Raw genomic sequence first — 17,579 nt, forward strand, 5'->3', positions numbered from 1 at the left:
ATATGTGGATTACACAAGAGAAGCTTCCACTGGGTGAACATATCGCCCGGTATGTCGATTGGTTAACTCAGCATGGTGCAGGCGTATTCGATTCCATATCGCTGTCGCTGTCTGGAATCATCACTGTTTTTACCAGCGCCCTCCTTTGGTTCAACCCCCTGGCTTTGATAGCGTTATTTGCCCTTCTTGCTTATTACATCCAGCGCAAGGTGGGCCTGACGCTCTTTGTCGCCTTCTCATTCCTGCTGATATTCAATCTCGGCTACTGGCAGGAGACCATGGAAACCCTTGCCCAAGTGACATTCGCCACGCTCGTATGCGTGATCGTCGGCGTACCGCTGGGCATCGTCGCCGCGCATCGACCTTGGTTTTACGCAGCCCTACGGCCAGTACTCGATCTGATGCAAACCGTGCCCACCTTCGTTTATCTGATCCCGACCCTGACGCTGTTCGGCCTGGGCGTCGTTCCAGGATTGATATCCACGGTGGTCTTCGCCATTGCCGCACCGATCCGCCTCACCTATCTGGGTATCTGCGATGTTCCGGAGGAGTTAATGGACGCCGGCAAGGCCTTCGGCTGCTCACGCCGCCAGCTGTTGGCGCGCATCGAACTGCCGCATGCGATGCCCAGCATCGCCGCCGGCATCACCCAGTGCATCATGCTGTCGCTGTCCATGGTGGTCATCGCGGCACTGGTGGGCGCCGATGGCCTTGGCAAACCGGTGGTCAACGCACTGAACACCGCCGATATCGCCATGGGCTTCGAAGCAGGCCTAGCGATCGTGCTGCTGGCTATCACCCTCGACCGAATCTGCAAGCAACGTGAAACCGTGAGAAGAGGTGACGTATGAGCATCATCCGTTTTGAAGATGTCGACGTCATCTTCTCCAACCGTCCAAAACCCGCCCTGGATTTGCTTGACGTAGGCTTTTCGCGCCCAGACATTCTCAAGAAGACTGGCTTGATCGTGGGTGTGGAGAAGGCAAACCTGGAAATCAACAAAGGTGAGATCTGCGTGCTCATGGGCCTGTCTGGCTCCGGCAAATCAAGCCTATTGCGATGCATCAACGGCCTGAACACCGTCAGCCGCGGCAAGCTGTTCGTCGAGCACGAAGGTCGGCAGATCGATATTGCCTCCTGCACCCCCGCCGAACTGAAGATGATGCGCACCAAACGCATTGCCATGGTGTTCCAGAAGTTCGCCCTGATGCCCTGGCTGACGGTTCGCGAAAACATCAGCTTCGGCCTGGAAATGCAGGCCCGCCCGGAGAATGAACGACGCAAGCTGGTCGATGAAAAACTTGAGCTGGTGGGCCTGACCCAATGGCGCAACAAGAGGCCGGACGAGTTGTCAGGGGGCATGCAGCAGCGCGTAGGACTGGCTCGCGCACTAGCGATGGATGCCGATATTCTGCTGATGGACGAGCCCTTTTCCGCACTCGATCCGTTAATTCGCCAGGGCCTGCAGGACGAATTACTCGATCTGCAGCGCAAATTGCACAAGACCATTGTGTTCGTCAGCCATGACCTGGACGAAGCGCTGAAACTGGGTACACGCATTGCCATCATGAAAGACGGCAAGATCATTCAGTACAGCAAGCCCGAAGAAATCGTACTGAATCCGGCTGATGACTACGTTCGTAATTTCGTCGCCCATACGAACCCGTTGAATGTTCTATGTGCGAAAAGTCTGATGAGCACGCTGGATGAGTGCGTTTTCTTCCGGGAAGAATATTGCCTGGATACGATTCAAAACCTCTGGATGTCGGTGAATCAATCCCGTCGTTTAACCAGCATTCGACGCGGAACCTCAGTCGCGGAAGTCCAACGATGGAATCCCGCCAAGGGAGTCGGGCCGCTAAGTCGACAGGTCACTTCGGTACCGCCGGATACCAGCATGCGAGACGCGCTTAGGATTCGCTATGAAACCGGCCATCCACTGATCGTGCAGGATGAGGCTGATACGGTTCTAGGCGTATTGGGCAATGGCGAACTGTATCGAGCACTCCTTGGGCATGACCTATCGCGTCCTGCTCCATTCGAATCAATAGCGGACTGCTCAGTAGCTTGACTCACCCTGCATTAGCTTTGGAACGCACCTATGCAACCCGGAAATATCGATAAAAAAGTCAAAGGCTATCGGCGGCTGATACCGTCCATGACTGCTTTACTGGAATTCGAAGCGGTGGCGCGGCTTGCCAGCTTTACCCTGGCCGCTCAAGAGCTGGGCGTAACGCAGGCAGCCGTCAGCAAACAAATCAAGTTGTTGGAAGACACTTTGGAGACCAGGCTTTTTCATCGACTTCATCGTGCAATTAAATTAACTCAGGAGGGCTATATTCTTCATTCGGTCGTCACGGAATCCATTCATAGAATGGCAAGTGTGTTCGACAAAATTTCCGAGGGGATCGGTGAACGGGAAATAGCTATTGCATGCACGGATGCGTTTTCTCATCTGAGAGTGCTCCCCAGATTGACCCAGCTTCGTACCCATCAACCCAAGCTTAAGTTGCGATTAATTACGCAACTGCTGTCCCCGAGTTCGTATCGTGATGACGTCGACCTGGCAATCCGTTTCGGCAATGGGAAATGGGAGGACGGAAGTTCAATCTTCTTGTTCGATGAGGAGGTATTTCCGGTGTGTTCCCCCTCCTGGCTGGCGGTACACCAGGCACCTGCATCGATCGATGATTTTCTGGACGTGGCGCTGATTGACTCAGATTCAACCCTTGAAGGCTGGATGACCTGGAACAGTTGGTGTCGGGAACTCGGAGATACGCGCCCCAAACTTAATTACTCACTTCGTTGCAGCTCTTATAGCGATGCGGTCCAGGCCGCTCGTCAAGGATATGGCATTGCACTCGGATGGGGCCGACTGGTTACGCACTTACTCAACAGCGGTGAATTAGTCAGAATAACGCCGTACACCGTCAAACCAAAAGACGCTTACTACGTAGTCGTTCCAACCGGTCGAGAGCCTGGTTCAATAACGCACACCCTGGTCGACTGGCTGCGAGAAGACCGACACTCAAGCTATTGATAACTATAAATTTATAACGCGACTTTTCGCATAACACAGAGTTATGCGAACGTGAGAATAAAGCGCGTTGACGGAGTAAAACTGCCTTTCGATACTGTATCTGCCGTCACTTACGACTGTACGTTTAAGCGAGATCGATAATGACTCTAAATACCGTGAAAACCCATCGCGAACTACTAGCCGACCGCACGCTTGGGCATGGTATGCCTGGCGGCTTGTTTGGTCGCCAAGATATTTTTGAAACCGACGTAGATATCTTTTTTAACAAACATTGGATTTTGGTCGGTGTCTCGGGCGACACACCCGAACCAGGCGATGTCTCTACCATCGATATCGGAAAATCGTCCATCATACTGGTGCGTGATGATGACGAGCAGGTACAGGCTTTTCGAAATGTCTGCCGTCACCGCGGGGCTCGTTTGAAGCAGGCAGGTAAATCGACCGTGGGCATGCTGGTCTGTCCTTACCATCAATGGAGCTACGATCTTGATGGAAGCCTGAAACATGCGGCACACATGGGCCAGAGTTTTGATCCTAAATGCAAAAGCCTGATCCCTGTTCATACTCGAGTCATCGGTACCCATGTCTTCGTTTGTCTGGGCGACGAGCCGCCAGAAGACATTTTGTACCTTGATCAGACCATGACGCCGCGCTTCGCTCAATATGACATCACCCATTCGAAGATTGCTTACGAATCGGAGATCATCGAGGACGGGAACTGGAAGTTGGTGATAGAGAATAATCGCGAGTGCTACCACTGCGCTGCCACCCATCCTGAACTGACCGCCTCTTTCTTGCCCGAAGACTTTGGATTTTGCACGGATGGGCTTGGTGAAGATTCACTTCAGGCACTGGCGGAATATCACCGCCGCAATGCCGACACCAAGAGTAACTGGGAAAGCGAAGGCTATATTTGTGACGCCGTTGAACACCTGGATGAAGAAACGGTGACCCAATTCCGCTCCCAGCGATTGGCAATTGCAGGTAATGGCGAATCGCAGACCCTCGATACGCGCGTGGCATGCACCCGCCTGTTTGGCAACCTTACCCGCCGCGATTTGGGCGACATGCACCTGTGGACACACAACTCGTGGACTCACATCATGAGCGACCACGCCGTCGTTTCCTACATCATCCCGCTGGCTCCAGATAAAACCCTGGTGCGGACCAAGTGGCTGGTACATGCAGAGGCCGTCGAGGGCGTCGACTATCAAGTAGATAAGCTGATCGAAGTATGGGCAGCGACAAACTTACAGGACGCCAGCCTCGTCGGCATTACCCATAGTGGGACCCAGGATCCCGCCTACACGCCTGGGCCGTTCTCTACCTTCACCGAAACCTATGTTGACCAGTTCTCTCGCTGGTACGCCGCGCGTCTTGCCGCCCATGGCGTCTGAGGAATGAACATGACAACTTTCGAAAATTTACCACCAGCCAAAAACATCGATGCAGTCCAGCGTTTCACCGACCCAATGACTTGGGGCGCGTGCGGCTCGCAATGGAACAGCGGCGAACAGAAGACGCTGCAGTGTTGCGCCGTACGGCAGGAAACCCATGATGTAAGGACCTTTATCTTTCGGTGTGCAGACTTCAGCGCACTGAGTTTCGAACCGGGTCAATTCATCACCATTTCTCCCATCATCGGGGGGCAAACCATCGCTCGGTGTTACACCCTTTCGTCCTCCCCCACCCGCCCGTTTGCTTTCTCCATAACCGTCAAGCGGGTGCCTGGCGGAGCAGTATCGAACTGGTTGCACGACAATCTCAAGCCGGGCGATAACCTGCGGGCTTCCGGCCCAGCGGGCAGTTTTACACCGGTTGGTCACCCTGCCGCCAAGTTGCTGTACCTGTCGGCTGGCTCCGGCGTGACGCCCTTGATGTCGATGACCCGCACCGCCGCTGACATGGCCGGTAACCTCGACATCGTCTTTGTGCACAGCGCCCGCACCCCCGCAGACATCATCTTTCACGAAGAGTTGAAACGTATGCAGGCTGGTATGACAGGGCTGCGGGTCATAAATATTTGCGAAGGATTTGGCGATACCGCCGAATGGCGACAGCCTATAGGCCGACTCGATTTGCCTTTGTTAAGCCAGCAAGTGCCGGATTTCCAGGCACGGGAAATCTTTACCTGTGGGCCCCAGGGTTACATGGAGGCAGTCAAATCAGTTCTCAGGGAAGCGGCGTTCGATTTCGACCACTACCATCAGGAAAGCTTCGACATTACGGTACTGAATGAAGAACCTTTGATCGAGCAAGCCTCTCCGTCCGATCAGCAAGACGTGTTTACGGTAACCCTGTCACGCTCGGGGAGGACGTTCAGCATGCCGGGTAATCAGACCGTGCTGAGTGCTGCCAAAAAAGCCGGCGCAATCGTACCGTCCTCCTGCAGTCAGGGTGTTTGCGGCACCTGCAAAACAGCCCTGCTTAAGGGTACTGTGGAAATGAACCACAACGGAGGGATCAGACAACGTGAGATCGACAAGGGCTTGCGCTTGCTTTGCTGCAGCAAGCCCACTTCTGACTTGGTCATTGATCTCTAGTCTTACATCATTAACAGGTAGTCACTACACCCTGGTTTCTGCACAATATCTGTGCACGGTGCAAAATCAAAAATACAGTGACCCTACCTGATGAAGCTGCAACCCTTGCCGCCACTCAATAGCCTGGTGGCGTTTGAAGCCGCGGCCCGCCATTTGAGCTTCACCTTGGCAGCCCGCGAACTAAACGTCACTCAAGGCGCGATCAGCCGTCAGATTCGTTTGCTCGAAGACTATCTGAGCACGGCGCTTTTCACCCGTACGACCCGTGAAATCAAGCTCACCGCGTCGGGCAACCAATATTACGAAAGCGTCCGCGATACGCTGCAGCAAATCGCCCATGCCACAGCGGGAATGCTCCATTGGCAAGGCGCCCGGCAGGTAACTGTCGTTACCAGCACGGCGATGGCATCGTTGTGGCTACTGCCTCTCGTATCGGAGTTCCAACGCCAGAATGAGGAGATTGATCTGCGCATCATCGCGACGGATCAAGTCAGTGATTTTTCCCGGCTAGACTGCGACCTGGCGCTTTACTACTGCAGCACCCCACCAAAAAACATGAAAGTCACTCCGTTGTTCAACGAAGAAATTTTCCCGGTCTGCAGCCCTGCCTTTCTAGCGCAGCATCCAGAGATTCATACGTTAGAGCAGCTAGGCGCGTGTACCTGGTTATGGTTTGAAGACCCGCAACGAGACTGGATTGGGTGGAAGGAATGGTTTCAACGTCTTGGCTACCAAGCTCCAGAACCTCGGCGGCGCATCAATATCAACAGCTATTCAATGTTGATTCAGTCAGCGCTGGCTGGCCAGGGTATCGCTTTGGCTTGGTCGGGCCTACTCAGCAACCACTTGCAAACTGGCAACCTCGTTCGACCGACGCAAACCACCCTGTGCACAGACGCTCAGTTCTGCCTGCTGGAACCTCAAGGTCGGCCCCCACATAGACAAAGCGTCGAACGCTTTCGCCAGTGGCTGATGGCGCATCTGGCGGAGACGGTCGACGTTTGAGTAATAGTCATGGGTGCGGCTCGTATGCGGCTCACCTCTGCCCCCAAAAGCATGAGCGGCCAACAGCGTGAAGAGCGGGCTAATGCGATCGATGGCGGCGCGAGCGACAGATTTCCGGCAGGAATGATCTGCGACCAGATAGATTGGCGTCGCAGGGCTTAACCCGGATTTAATGTTGACCTGCCGATGGTCGCAAATATAGTGGGTGGCGGCGCACTCAGCTGCCGACCGGCCCGATGTCGTCTTCCGACGATCCATGCCGTCCAAGTCTGTTGGCCGCCGGAGGCGTGTCAGGCCCGGCGCCCATGTGTCGGCGACCGGCAGAACGTTGTTGAGGGTGATCTTGTCAGCGCCCATATGCACGCGCGGCATACCGGGTCAGGGGGCAGATAAACCTGGCCAGGCTATCTAGGATTGGCGCAAGGAAGGAAGGCATCCATCAATGCCAGCAAGGCCAAGGTGGACACGGTGGACACGGTGGACGTGTACCGGATTCCTGGTCACACCCGAAATTTTCCAAAGCTATGCTCAGGAGTTTCCTGGTATCTCACAGGGTGCAGACTAAGAGATTGCGAAATGGCGCTGGGTGCAGACGCAGTTCAAAAAACTGAAGGTTCACAGGAAACATGGAGATGACATTAACATCTGGACCTTTCAGGTCGAAGGATCTCGGTAGAAAGCTAGACTCAAAGATTACTTGCTAGAAAAACCAACGCTGTTGTTCGAAACCGTACTTGCCGACAATCCTCTTCTTAAAATCGAGACAGCTTAAACTCCGTAGCATTTAGGCGAGCGCGGCGACGCAGCACCGTCGTCATCGCGCGACCGTCCATGCCGGCGCCAGCCACCTTTTTCCGTCTCATGACGGCGTTCAAAGAAACTCCTTTCGGATGTCGATACTCGACCGTTCGCCAATATTCCGATAGTTCTCGGTGAGCCATGCATCGGCCTCGCGTCGTCCGTTGTCGCGCAACCCGCAAAGGAAGTCCCAGTCTGCGTTGTACTTGCTGGACACGCTGAGCGCGCACATCGCTGCGTCGGACCGAATGGAGTGGATCAGCATCTCCTTCATCTCGTCGCGCTCGACCTTTCCTTGCTCGATGAGGTCGGTGACAAAAGCGATGGTGCGCATCTCACGCATCAGCGACGAGTTGAAGCTGATTTCATTGATGCGATTGAGGATGTCGGCAGCTGTCATGGGCACGCCCGGGCGGACGAGCGGGTTGATGTGGACGATCACCACATCGCGCGTATTGCAGTGGTAGATCAATGGGAAAATCGCCGGGTTTCCCATATAGCCGCCATCCCAGTAATGCTGGCCGTCGATCGTGATCGCCTGGAACAATGTCGGCACACAGGCCGAAGCCAGCACCGCTTCGGCGCAGACGTCCTCGCCTGAGAAGATGCGTATCTTCCCCGTCTCAACATTGGTCGCACACAGATAGAGGTGGAGCGGGCATTGCTTGCGCAAGACGGCGAAATCGACCTGATTCTCCAGCACCTCGCGCAGCGGATTCAAGTTGTGGCGATTGAACTGGTAAGGCGAGAAGATACGAAGCGCCATGTCCGCAAACGCATACATGGGCGAATAGTCCAGCCCGAAACTGTGCGTCCCTTTCAACCATGGCGCCCAGCGCAACGGGTTATGCCGCTCGGCGGACTGCGCCACCGCGGACCAAAAATCATGCAGCGCCTGGCGCGCGCCGGCCTCTTCACCCTGCAGCATGCCGTAGGCCAGCACGACGGCATTCATCGCGCCGGCACTGGTTGCACTCACCCCTTCAATGGCAAGCCTGCCGTCCTCGAGCAACCGATCGAGCACGCCCCAGGTGAACGCACCGTGCATCCCGCCGCCCTGCAACGCCAGCGCGACCGGCTTTTTCGTGGTCATTCTTGGTCTCCTCGTCGGTGCTGGCCGCATCGGGTGCTTGGCGCAGTGCTTCGCCCCGTCACGCACTTGCCGACGACACGCCGCTGCTTCATTCAGCACCAAGCGTCATCGATCGTTCACCCCCCGTTTGATGCCCATGCATCGAGCAGCGCCTTGGCTTGTAGCAAATCAACGCTGTCGAAGCCTTCGGTGAAGAAACTATAGATGTCGGCCAGCATCTGCCTGGCCGCCTCCTTGTCTCGTGTTTCCCAAAGCTGAGCAAGGCTCACTGTGGCTCGTAGCTCGAGTGACTTTGCACCTTGCTGTCGAGCGACCGAGATCGCCTTGTGAAAGCATGCTTGCGCTTCCTGCTGCACGGAAGAATCCTGTCTGTCTTCACCCGGACATTGGAGGGTAAACGTTCCCTTGAGCCGGTACAGTTCAGCTTCGTAAAAGTGCTCGCCTGTTCTGTCCACCATAGCCAGAGCGTCGGTCACGACATCCAATCCTGCCTGCGGTTGCCCGGCGCGCCCATGAGCAGCGGCCAGCAGAGCCAGAAAATAAGAGCACCCAAGCTCTGCTCCGGCGGCTTGGTAATTGGCGATACCCTGGGTTATCTGAGCGATTCCCTCGTCAATGTTTCCCTGCTCGGTGCGAGCCCAACCCTGGAGAATAGTCCCCCACGCCAAGTAATACGGAAACCCTTGTTCGAGTGAAAGCTTGATGGCGGCATCAGCACACTCCTCGGCGAGTTGTACGTCGTGCCGAAACTGTCCCAGTATCGACGTAGCAGACAGGTTGAAGGCCAGGCTGAACGTGTCGGCAACCTTCTTGGCCATTGCAAGGGCCTCCTGGCTGCGTGTGCTTGCCTGATCGGGGAAACCCAGGTGCCAAAGACACAAGGCCGTAAATATCAGGGCGTAGCCCGGATCCATGCCGTACCTGATGGCATGTGTGCGATGAAGGTCCGGGTTGTAGAGAACACGCGCCTGCTCGTTGTGGTCAAGGGAATTGCGCAGATCTCCCTGGAAAAACAAGGTCGCCCCGAGCGCCGCATGGGCTCCCACGAGCAAGTTCGGATCCTGCGCAGTTTGCGCGACACTGAGCAGTCGCTCACCCAGTTCGCATGCCGTTGAGTATTGCGCACGCAACTCGTAGTACATCCGCAGCCCCATCAGCGCAGGGAAAAGCGAGTCGTCGCCTACTTGCGCGCATAGCGCCAGTGCACGGGTGTAGGTGGCTTCCACCTCGGGCGCACCATAGCCTCGGGCAGCCATCAACGCCGGTCCCAGGCAGAGCAGCAACATCAGTTCCTGATGAGCACGCGCGGACGTGTCGGGCAATTGCTCGAGCAATTCCAGCGCCGCGCCGAGGTGACGCATCGCATCGAGATGGGCTGAATGCTGGAGGGACTGTTGCCCGATACGGTGCAGGTATTCCACGGCCTTCGGGACATTGCCGCTCAGCCTGTAGTGGTGCGCCAGTTCGCTGCAATAATCGGCGATGCGGGTGGGGAACAGTGCCTCGATGGCCTGCGCCGTGCGTTCGTGCAGTGCGCTCCGCCGCTCCGTGAGTAGCGAGTGGCCCGCGACCTCCTGGGTCAGGGCATGCTTGAACGAATACTCCACCTCCGGAAATGCAGGCCGCTGGTAAATGAACTCCGCGGCCTCCAGTCGGGCCAGTAGATCGCGTAAATCGTCGTCATTCCGAGCGCCACGTCCATCACAGATGCGTTGGATCAGACTGAACGCAAACTCCTTGCCGATGACGGCGAGCGTCTGCAGCAACTCCTTCTGCGCAACGGGGAGCCGGTCGATACGGGCAGCGAGCACACCTTGCACGGTGGTGGGAATATGCAGCGCAAAAGGAGTTTGCTCGATCCGGTAACGGCCGGGTTCACCGAGCAGCGAGCTATCCTCGACCAGCGTTTGCACCACTTCCTCCATGAAGAAAGGGTTGCCCTCCGTCTTCTCCAGGATGAGTTGTTTGAGGGGCACGAGGGTGGGATCGTCCCCTAGCAGGGCCGCGAGCAGTCCCTGGGCTTCGGCCGGGCCCAGCGGTTCGAGCCGAAGCTGACTGCAATGACCCGCGCGCGTCCACGCAGGCTGATACTCGGGCCGGTAGTTCACGAGGAGCAGGATCGGAGCACTCGCCACGCGGTCGATGAGACACGCGAGGAATGCTTCGGTCTCGCGGTCCAGCCATTGCAAGTCCTCGAACAGCAGTTCGATCGGCTGATCGCGACTCTCGCGCGCCAGAAGTTGCGTAATCGCGTCGAAGATGCGATCGCGCCGGATCTGAGGATCCATTTCCGCGAGCGCCGAACTGCCTTCGCCAATACCCAGCAGATAGAGCAGGTAGGGCACAAGATCCTCGAAGCTGCGCTCAAGCGTCAGAGTCTTGCCCATGACCTTTTCCCGGCACCGCCGCTCGTCGTCCAGTGCAGTGATCTGAAAATAGCTTTTCAGAAGCTCGATGAGCGGAAAATAGGCAAAGGCCTTGCCGTGCGACACCGAGAAAGTCTCCAGCACCAGACAGCCGCGCCGCGAGCCTTCCTTGAACTCATGGAACAGCCGCGACTTCCCGACCCCCGCCTCGCCTGCCACCGCGACGACCTGCCCGTGGCCCGCTTTGGCCTTATAGAGTGCCTGATGCAGGTGATCAAGTTCGACTTGGCGGCCGACGAACCTGGCCAGCCCGCGATGTGCCGCCAGTTGCAGGCGCGTGCGCAGCGCGCCGAGACCCTGCACTTCATACACGACAAGCGGATCGGGAATGCCTTTGACTTGGGTGGCCCCCAGAGTCCTGAACTCGAAATAGCCCTCCGCCAGCTTGTGGGTGGACTCGCTCACCAGGATTGACGATGGCGCGGCGATGCCCTCCATCCGGGATGCAATGTGGATCGTGTGCCCGACCGGATCGTACTCGGTGTGTAAATTGTCTGTGCGGATCGAACGCACGACGACCTCTCCAGTATGGATGCCAACGCGGATTTGCAACGGAATACCTTTTTCCAGACGAATGCGGTCACCATGTCGGTGTATCACCTCCTGCATCCGTAGCGCCGCATACAGCGCCCGCTGCGGATGGTCCTCATGGGCGATGGGGGCGCCGAATAGCGCGAGGATGCCATCGCCCAGCGTCTTGGCCACGTAGCCTTCGTAGTAGTGGACAGCTTCCATCATCATCGCGACAACAGGCTCGATCAGGCGCTGGGCCTGTTCCGGATCGAGGTCGTGGATCAGCGCCGTAGAGCCAGCCATGTCGGCAAACAGTGCCGTGATGGTCTTGCGTTCTCCGGCGGTCTCGCCCCGGGCTTCCATGGCGGCCTGTTCGGCGCGGATGCGCTCGGCAAGGTAGTGGGGTGTGTAATGAATGGGCGCTGGAGAAGGCTCTGAAACAGGCCGGGAGCGCGGTGATAGCGCAGCAGACGCATCGGTTAGCGGTGCACCGCATTCACTGCAAAATTTGTCGGAAAGGCCCGCCTCGTGGCCACAGCGCGAACAGCTGCAAGACAGCCTGGCGCCGCACGCTTCACAGAAGCTGGCCCCGGAGGGATTCTCGAATCCGCAGTTTGCACAGCGCATACGACCTCCTTGCTTCTAATCGTTAGGCGCCGGATCCGCTGGCGGCAAGACGCGATCGGATGAGGCGATCTCCCCTGTCGTCGATATCCGCGTGACACATCATCGCTGCGCGGGCTACGCAGCGCGTAAACAGCTGCTATACATCCGCGACTCGGTTACCGAAAGTCGACAGGAATCCTGGTAGGCGGCCACGCCTCAACACACAACTTGGGTACGATTCAGGATGATCTCTGCATAAGTGATCCGCAAGTGGCAGTTGGTCTGTCTCACCGGCGCTATCCCCCATCAGTAACGGACCTTGAAGGTTGGCGAATCTTCTGCCCTGGTATGGCGCCGATCGTAAAGTTTGGTCCTGCTGATCGTTGAGCACTGTGGAGAGTGTTGTGCGGATACCGTGGAAAGCGCGAGTTGAGTCATTGAAAAATATTTTCTGGACGGAGTGGTTCGCCAGTCCGCTGATTGCGCACAAAAATGTTCACATCATCGGCATAACGCACGAAGCAATGACCCAGCCGCTCCAGCTCGCGGTCGAGTTGGTTGAGCAGGATATTCGACAGCAACGGCGAGAGGGGGCCGCCTTGCGGCGCCCCTTCGTGCCGGCGGCTGGTGATCCCGCCCGACATCACCCCGGCTTCGTGATAACGGCGGATTAACTTGAGTACCGATTGTCTTCGACGTGAAGCTGCACATGGGCCACCAGGATGTCGTGGTTGATTCGATCAAAGAACTTTTCCAGATCAAGTTCCACACCCGCCTCCACATGGCCGCGTGCGGTTTCGATCGCTTGGTGAGCGCTTCTGCCCGGACGAAAACCGTAGCTGTAGCCCGAGAACAGCGGATCGAAGAGCTGCGTGAGCTGTTGCAGCAGTGCCCGTTGGATCAGGCGATCCACGACGCTGGGAATGCCCAACTGCCGGGTTCCGCCTTTGAGTTCGGGGATTTCGACGTTGTGTACACCTTGCGGGGGGTATTCGCCGGCCAGCAATCGGTTCTTGAGAATCGGCCAATACTGTTTCACGTAGCCGTCAACTCGTCGACCGTCAGTATCCGTCCGGCGAAGTCATCTACGACATGGTGTGCACTTAAATTTAAGTGGGCACCGGTTCTAGCCTTTTAAGCGGGTATTTCATGCAGCCACAACGCCGTTCCTACTCCAAATCCTTCAAAGTCCAAGTCATTCAAGAGTGCGCCCAGCCCGGCACCTCGATTGCCAGCGTCTCGCTGAGCCATAGCCTCAATGCGAACCTCGTCCACAAATGGATTCGGGTGCAAACGCAAAAAAACACGGAGCTGCAACCTGCTTTTATTCCGTGACCCATGCAGCTAGCCGGAGCAAATTCGCAAGCTGCATCATCGACTATCTGCGTTGAAATCCCGCATCCGTGTGGCACTGTCAAAGTGAACTGGCCGACCGATAGCGCGGCTGCCTGCGCAACCTTCCTTCGAGATCTGTTGCAATGATTCGCATCGACGCCATCTGGCTCGCCACCGAACCCATGGACATGTGCGCCGGTACTGAAACCGCGCTGGCGCGGTTGGTCACCGAGTTCGGTGCGGCGCAGCCGCACTGCGCTCATCTGTTTGCCAACCGCCGCGCCAATCGCATTAAAGTGCTGGTGCACGACGGGTTCGGTATTTGGCTGGCGGCGCGCCGCCTGCATCAAGGCAAGTTCTTCTGGCCGGGTTCTCGACACGGCTCTCAGATGGAATTAGGTGCCGAACAACTGCATGCCCTGGTGCTGGGCTTGCCCTTGGCATAGAGTCGGGCCAGGCAGTGCGATTTCCATCGTATAACGCCTGTCATGATCAGGCGCACTGCAAGCCTGCTCAACCAAAGCGACCATATCATTGAGCATCGGGTAGGCGAACTACTGTATGAGGGCTGTCTCAAACCCGAACTGATGACGGAGTCGCGCCGGAATCCCGACCAACTGCAGCGCTGGGCGTCCAGACGAAACAGCTCTGCGCGGAGTGTAATGGGTCAGATGTTAAGTACTTCCCTCCTGATGTCGGCGAGGCCGCTTTGCCACGGCCCCACCAACTCGCCACTGGCCTCCTCACCGCTCCACACAGGCTCGGGCAGTGCCCCCGTTCGTTGGATACTACGTCGTTGCTTGACCACACATATATGACACCGGGTACGTGTAGCCGTTTAGCGGGGAATGACGATGGCGTAAATCCCAGCTAAAGCCAGAACACGTCATCAGGTGCGGAACTTCCGCACCAGACCGTCCAGCTCATTGGATAGCGACGCCAGGCTTTGCGAGTCAGTACGCGATAATTGCGCCAGTTCGACCACCAGTTGTGCATCACCATGAATCTGACTGATGTGCCGGTTGATGTCTTCGGCCACCTGATGCTGCTCTTCGGCGGCGGTGGCAATCTGGGTGTTCATATCGCGGATGACGTCCACCGATTCGCGAATCTGGCCAAAGCTGGTGCGAGCTTGGCCAATCTTACTCACCGACTGCTGCGAGACCTCAAGGCTAGAATGCATCTGTTGCGCCACCGAGGCGGTGCGCCGGGCCAGATTGCCCAACAAGCTGTCGATCTCGGCAGTAGAGTCGGCGGTACGCTTCGCCAAGGCCCTGACCTCGTCAGCCACCACAGCAAAGCCACGCCCCTGCTCACCCGCTCTCGCAGCTTCGATGGCGGCGTTGAGGGCCAGCAAGTTGGTCTGCTCGGCGATAGAGCGGATGGTGTTGAGAATTGACTGGATGTCGTTACTGTCTCGCTCTAATTGCGTCATGTCCTGCGCGGAGCGGGATATTTCTTCGCTGAGCCGGTCAACGCTTTCTACTGCATCATCGATCTGCCGTTGACCGTCGCGTGCCTGTTGCTGACTTGTGTCGGCGGATTCGGCAGCCTGACTGCAAGAACGCGCGACTTCGTTAGCGGTGGCGACCATTTCGTGGAAGGCAGTGGATACCATGTCCACCGCTTCACGTTGGCGGTTGGCGGCCTCAGCCATATTACCCGACACCTGAGTGGAGCTATGCGATGCTGCAAGTATGCTGCTGGCAGCCCTGGAGATGTGCTGGATCAAGCTGCGGATCGCGCCCAGAAATTGGTTGAACCAGCGAGCTAGCTGGGCAGTTTCGTCGTTGCCGCGCACTGCCAGCGTGACAGTCAGGTCGCCTTCACCTTGGGCTATCCCCTCCAGCCCGCTTGACACACCGCTGATCGGGCGCACGATAAAGCTCGCGAAAGTAGCGCCGACCAGCGCGAAGACCACAGCAAGTGCCGCAGCGATGATACCAATCAGCCAGGTCAGTTTATTGGCTGAAGCCATGACTTCATCCTGCTTGATCAGGCCGATGAAACTCCAGCCGAGTTTGTCAGCAGGATAGACGTTAGCCATGTAGCGCTCGCCATTAAGCTCTACTGCTGTCAGACCTTTGGGCGTTTTGGCCAGCTCACTAAAACCACCGCTCAGCTCACCGAGCTTCTTGAAATTATGCTCGGGCTGCTTGGGGTCGACCAGCACGTTGCCGCTATTTTCCATCAGCATCAGGTAGCCGGTTTCACCAAGCTTGATCTGTTTGACGATGTTGGTCAGTTGTTTGAGTGTCACATCAATGCTCATCACCCCGCCTGGGTTGCCCAGGGCGTTAGGTATCGCACGTACGGTCGCGATCATCACCGCGTCGTCGGCAGACCAGTAATAGGCATCAGTGCGCACCGTCCTGCCCGGGTTAGCCAGAGCGGTCTTGTACCAAGGGCGCGCACGAGGATCGTAGTTACTGAGCTTCTGCCCCTCAGGCCAAAACGCGTAACTGCCGTTGGCTAGACCGTAGGAAATATAGGAATAAGAAGGGTGGCTTTTCGCCATGCGATCAAACAGCGCAACGATGTTCTTGCCCGTTTCGGGCTCGGGCAGGTTTTCCTGTTCGGGCGTCAACGAGCTTTTGAGACCGTTACCAGCGGTGGCTACCAGCGGATTGGACGCAAGATAATCGATGTTCTGGCTGATACTGTCGAAGAACAATTGCATGCCGTTCTCGACCTGACGTATTTCGCGCCCACTGTTTTCGACAAAACTTTCCGTGGCCTCGTTGCGCAGATTAATGATGACAATGCTGGCGACAACAATGATGGGCAAACACGCGATGATTGCGAACGCCCCAGTTAGCTTTTGCTTGATGTTCATTTAAGCTCCGTAATCGTTTTCATACATCGCAAGTCACATTAGCTGCACCCTGCTGCATGCTGCCCCAGCAAGACCGTTATTACATAGAGGTACATATAAAGTGTCGGCGCAGCCGGATTGCCATTCCCAGCACTGGGCCAGTTGTGTATTCGGATCTGTCAGCTGGAGCGCAGTCATAGCAAGAACTGACCAAGGGCTCCGACATTCAAAATTCCATTCGTGTTTCTCGGGAAGGGGAATACCCAAAGTAAGCCGTATAGCACTTGCTGAAATGGCTCGGGGAGACGAATCCACAAGCCACTGCGACCTGCACTATGGTTAGACCGGAATGCTGCAGCAGGCGTCGTGCTTCAGTGACCCGAAGTTCGAGGTAGTAACGCTGTGGGGTAGTGCCCAACTGAGCCCTGAACAACCGTTCGATTTGGCGCCTGGACAGATTGACCCAGCCTGCCAGCTGCTCTAAATCCAGAAGTTCTTCAAGATTCGCCTCCATCAATGTGACGATTTCTCTCAAAGGCGCCGCCATTTTAATGTGGAGCGTTGGATTCAGGCGTCGATGCCGTGAGTCCTCAAATGCCAAGATGTCCGAGATGCCATCAACAAGGCCTGTTCCATGACATTGACCGATCCAGCCCAGGATCATATGAAACGCACCGCTCGGGCTGGCCGCCGTATAACGATCGCGATCAACCATAAAGCTCTCACTTGTCACCTGGCTGTGCTGTGCCGCCTCTGCAAGCGCTGGCCGATGCTCCGGGTGAATGGCACAACGGTATGCATCCAGCAAACCTGCTTGCCCCAAGAACCAGGCTCCGTTCCAGAGACCCGCTAACGCTACTCCCTTCTCGGCGGCTTTCTTGAGCAGAGCGGACAAATGAGCATCGGCGCGCAGTGGCGTCCGAAGCCCGCCACACACGATCAACAGTTTTAGATCGCTCAGTGGATAGGATAAAAGCTGTTGATCCGGGCGGATAATGATGCCCAAGTCGCTCATCACTTCCTGCGCATTCAGCGTAAACGTGCAGGTACTGAAGAGTTCAGGCCGCAGCAGATTCGCTGTCACAAGCGCGTCCAATGCGTTGGTAAATGAAGGCAGAGAAAAGTGATCAAGAAGGATAAAGCCCACCTCCGAACGGGAAACGTTCGTAGGTTTCTCATCATTGAGATAGCGAAAGTTTTTCCCTTTGATTGTTCCACAAAAAGTTCGCTGTTCTATCACTTCGAGGCACCCTTTTATATAAGATAAAACGATACAATCGAGCCGCGAAAAATGGCCTTCCTCCGTTATTACCACTACCTTTACGTATAGGGCCTCGGGTCAGAAATGCCGGTCATTTCAACGCGAAGATCGCCCCAACCAATACAGTTGAGGCGACCTCCAAAC

General features: G+C 56.4%; 13 protein-coding genes and 2 pseudogenes. 9 read left to right on the forward strand and 6 right to left on the reverse strand.

Annotated features, from left to right (window positions below):
• Window positions 1-2 precede the first annotated feature (2 nt).
• The 7 genes from choW to ACM6IO_RS14020 all read left to right on the forward strand — a co-directional run bounded on the left by choW (window position 3) and on the right by ACM6IO_RS14020 (window position 7,264).
• Window positions 3-851, forward strand: coding sequence for a choline ABC transporter permease subunit (choW, locus tag ACM6IO_RS13990; protein WP_414911667.1), 849 nt, complete (start codon window positions 3-5; stop codon window positions 849-851).
• Window positions 848-2,071 (forward strand): choline ABC transporter ATP-binding protein, encoded by a 1,224-nt coding sequence (choV, locus tag ACM6IO_RS13995; RefSeq protein WP_414911668.1) that lies wholly within the window; start codon window positions 848-850, stop codon window positions 2,069-2,071. Before choW ends, choV begins: the two co-directional genes overlap by 4 nt.
• A gap of 30 nt (window positions 2,072-2,101) precedes the next feature.
• Window positions 2,102-3,040 (forward strand): LysR substrate-binding domain-containing protein, encoded by a 939-nt coding sequence (locus ACM6IO_RS14000; protein ID WP_414911669.1) that lies wholly within the window; start codon window positions 2,102-2,104, stop codon window positions 3,038-3,040.
• A 140-nt stretch (window positions 3,041-3,180) separates the two neighbouring features.
• Complete coding sequence (locus ACM6IO_RS14005) at window positions 3,181-4,437, forward strand: aromatic ring-hydroxylating oxygenase subunit alpha (protein ID WP_414911670.1); 1,257 nt, start codon at window positions 3,181-3,183, stop codon at window positions 4,435-4,437.
• Between the two features lie 9 nt (window positions 4,438-4,446).
• Entirely contained in the window at window positions 4,447-5,583 is a 1,137-nt protein-coding gene (locus tag ACM6IO_RS14010; protein ID WP_414911671.1) for an FAD-binding oxidoreductase, read from the forward strand.
• Between the two features lie 90 nt (window positions 5,584-5,673).
• Window positions 5,674-6,588: a LysR substrate-binding domain-containing protein gene (locus ACM6IO_RS14015; RefSeq protein ID WP_414911672.1), complete on the forward strand. Its 915-nt coding sequence runs from the start codon at window positions 5,674-5,676 to the stop codon at window positions 6,586-6,588.
• A gap of 586 nt (window positions 6,589-7,174) precedes the next feature.
• Complete coding sequence (locus tag ACM6IO_RS14020) at window positions 7,175-7,264, forward strand: hypothetical protein (protein WP_414911673.1); 90 nt, start codon at window positions 7,175-7,177, stop codon at window positions 7,262-7,264.
• Window positions 7,265-7,459: 195 nt separating this feature from the next.
• Here the strand turns inward: ACM6IO_RS14020 and ACM6IO_RS14025 are convergent, their stop codons facing one another.
• The 3 genes and pseudogenes from ACM6IO_RS14025 to ACM6IO_RS14035 all read right to left on the reverse strand — a co-directional run.
• Entirely contained in the window at window positions 7,460-8,479 is a 1,020-nt protein-coding gene (locus tag ACM6IO_RS14025; RefSeq protein WP_414911674.1) for a patatin-like phospholipase family protein, read from the reverse strand.
• Between the two features lie 116 nt (window positions 8,480-8,595).
• Entirely contained in the window at window positions 8,596-12,045 is a 3,450-nt protein-coding gene (locus ACM6IO_RS14030; protein ID WP_414911675.1) for an adenylate/guanylate cyclase domain-containing protein, read from the reverse strand.
• Between the two features lie 443 nt (window positions 12,046-12,488).
• Window positions 12,489-13,069 (reverse strand): annotated as a pseudogene (locus ACM6IO_RS14035) (reverse transcriptase domain-containing protein); the annotation flags it as partial.
• 104 nt (window positions 13,070-13,173) lie between these two features.
• On the opposite strand from ACM6IO_RS14035, the gene ACM6IO_RS14040 reads away from it, so the two are divergent.
• Window positions 13,174-13,359: a transposase gene (locus tag ACM6IO_RS14040; protein ID WP_356687590.1), complete on the forward strand. Its 186-nt coding sequence runs from the start codon at window positions 13,174-13,176 to the stop codon at window positions 13,357-13,359.
• Window positions 13,360-13,502: 143 nt separating this feature from the next.
• Window positions 13,503-13,805 carry an IS66 family insertion sequence element accessory protein TnpB gene (gene tnpB, locus ACM6IO_RS14045; RefSeq protein WP_414911676.1) on the forward strand — a complete coding sequence of 101 codons (303 nt, stop codon included), beginning with the start codon at window positions 13,503-13,505 and terminating at the stop codon, window positions 13,803-13,805.
• A 443-nt stretch (window positions 13,806-14,248) separates the two neighbouring features.
• Here tnpB and ACM6IO_RS14050 read toward each other — a convergent pair whose 3' ends face one another.
• From ACM6IO_RS14050 to ACM6IO_RS14060, 3 genes and pseudogenes are all read right to left on the reverse strand, one after another.
• Window positions 14,249-15,016, reverse strand: coding sequence for a methyl-accepting chemotaxis protein (locus ACM6IO_RS14050; RefSeq protein WP_390620706.1), 768 nt, complete (start codon window positions 15,014-15,016; stop codon window positions 14,249-14,251).
• Between the two features lie 90 nt (window positions 15,017-15,106).
• A pseudogene (locus tag ACM6IO_RS14055) lies at window positions 15,107-16,195 on the reverse strand (cache domain-containing protein); the annotation flags it as partial.
• A gap of 205 nt (window positions 16,196-16,400) precedes the next feature.
• Window positions 16,401-17,414 carry a GlxA family transcriptional regulator gene (locus ACM6IO_RS14060; RefSeq protein ID WP_414911677.1) on the reverse strand — a complete coding sequence of 338 codons (1,014 nt, stop codon included), beginning with the start codon at window positions 17,412-17,414 and terminating at the stop codon, window positions 16,401-16,403.
• Window positions 17,415-17,579 lie beyond the last annotated feature (165 nt).

It is taken from the genome of Pseudomonas sp. IT-P44 (genome assembly GCF_949768225.1).
GTDB classification, from domain to species: domain Bacteria; phylum Pseudomonadota; class Gammaproteobacteria; order Pseudomonadales; family Pseudomonadaceae; genus Aquipseudomonas; species Aquipseudomonas migulae.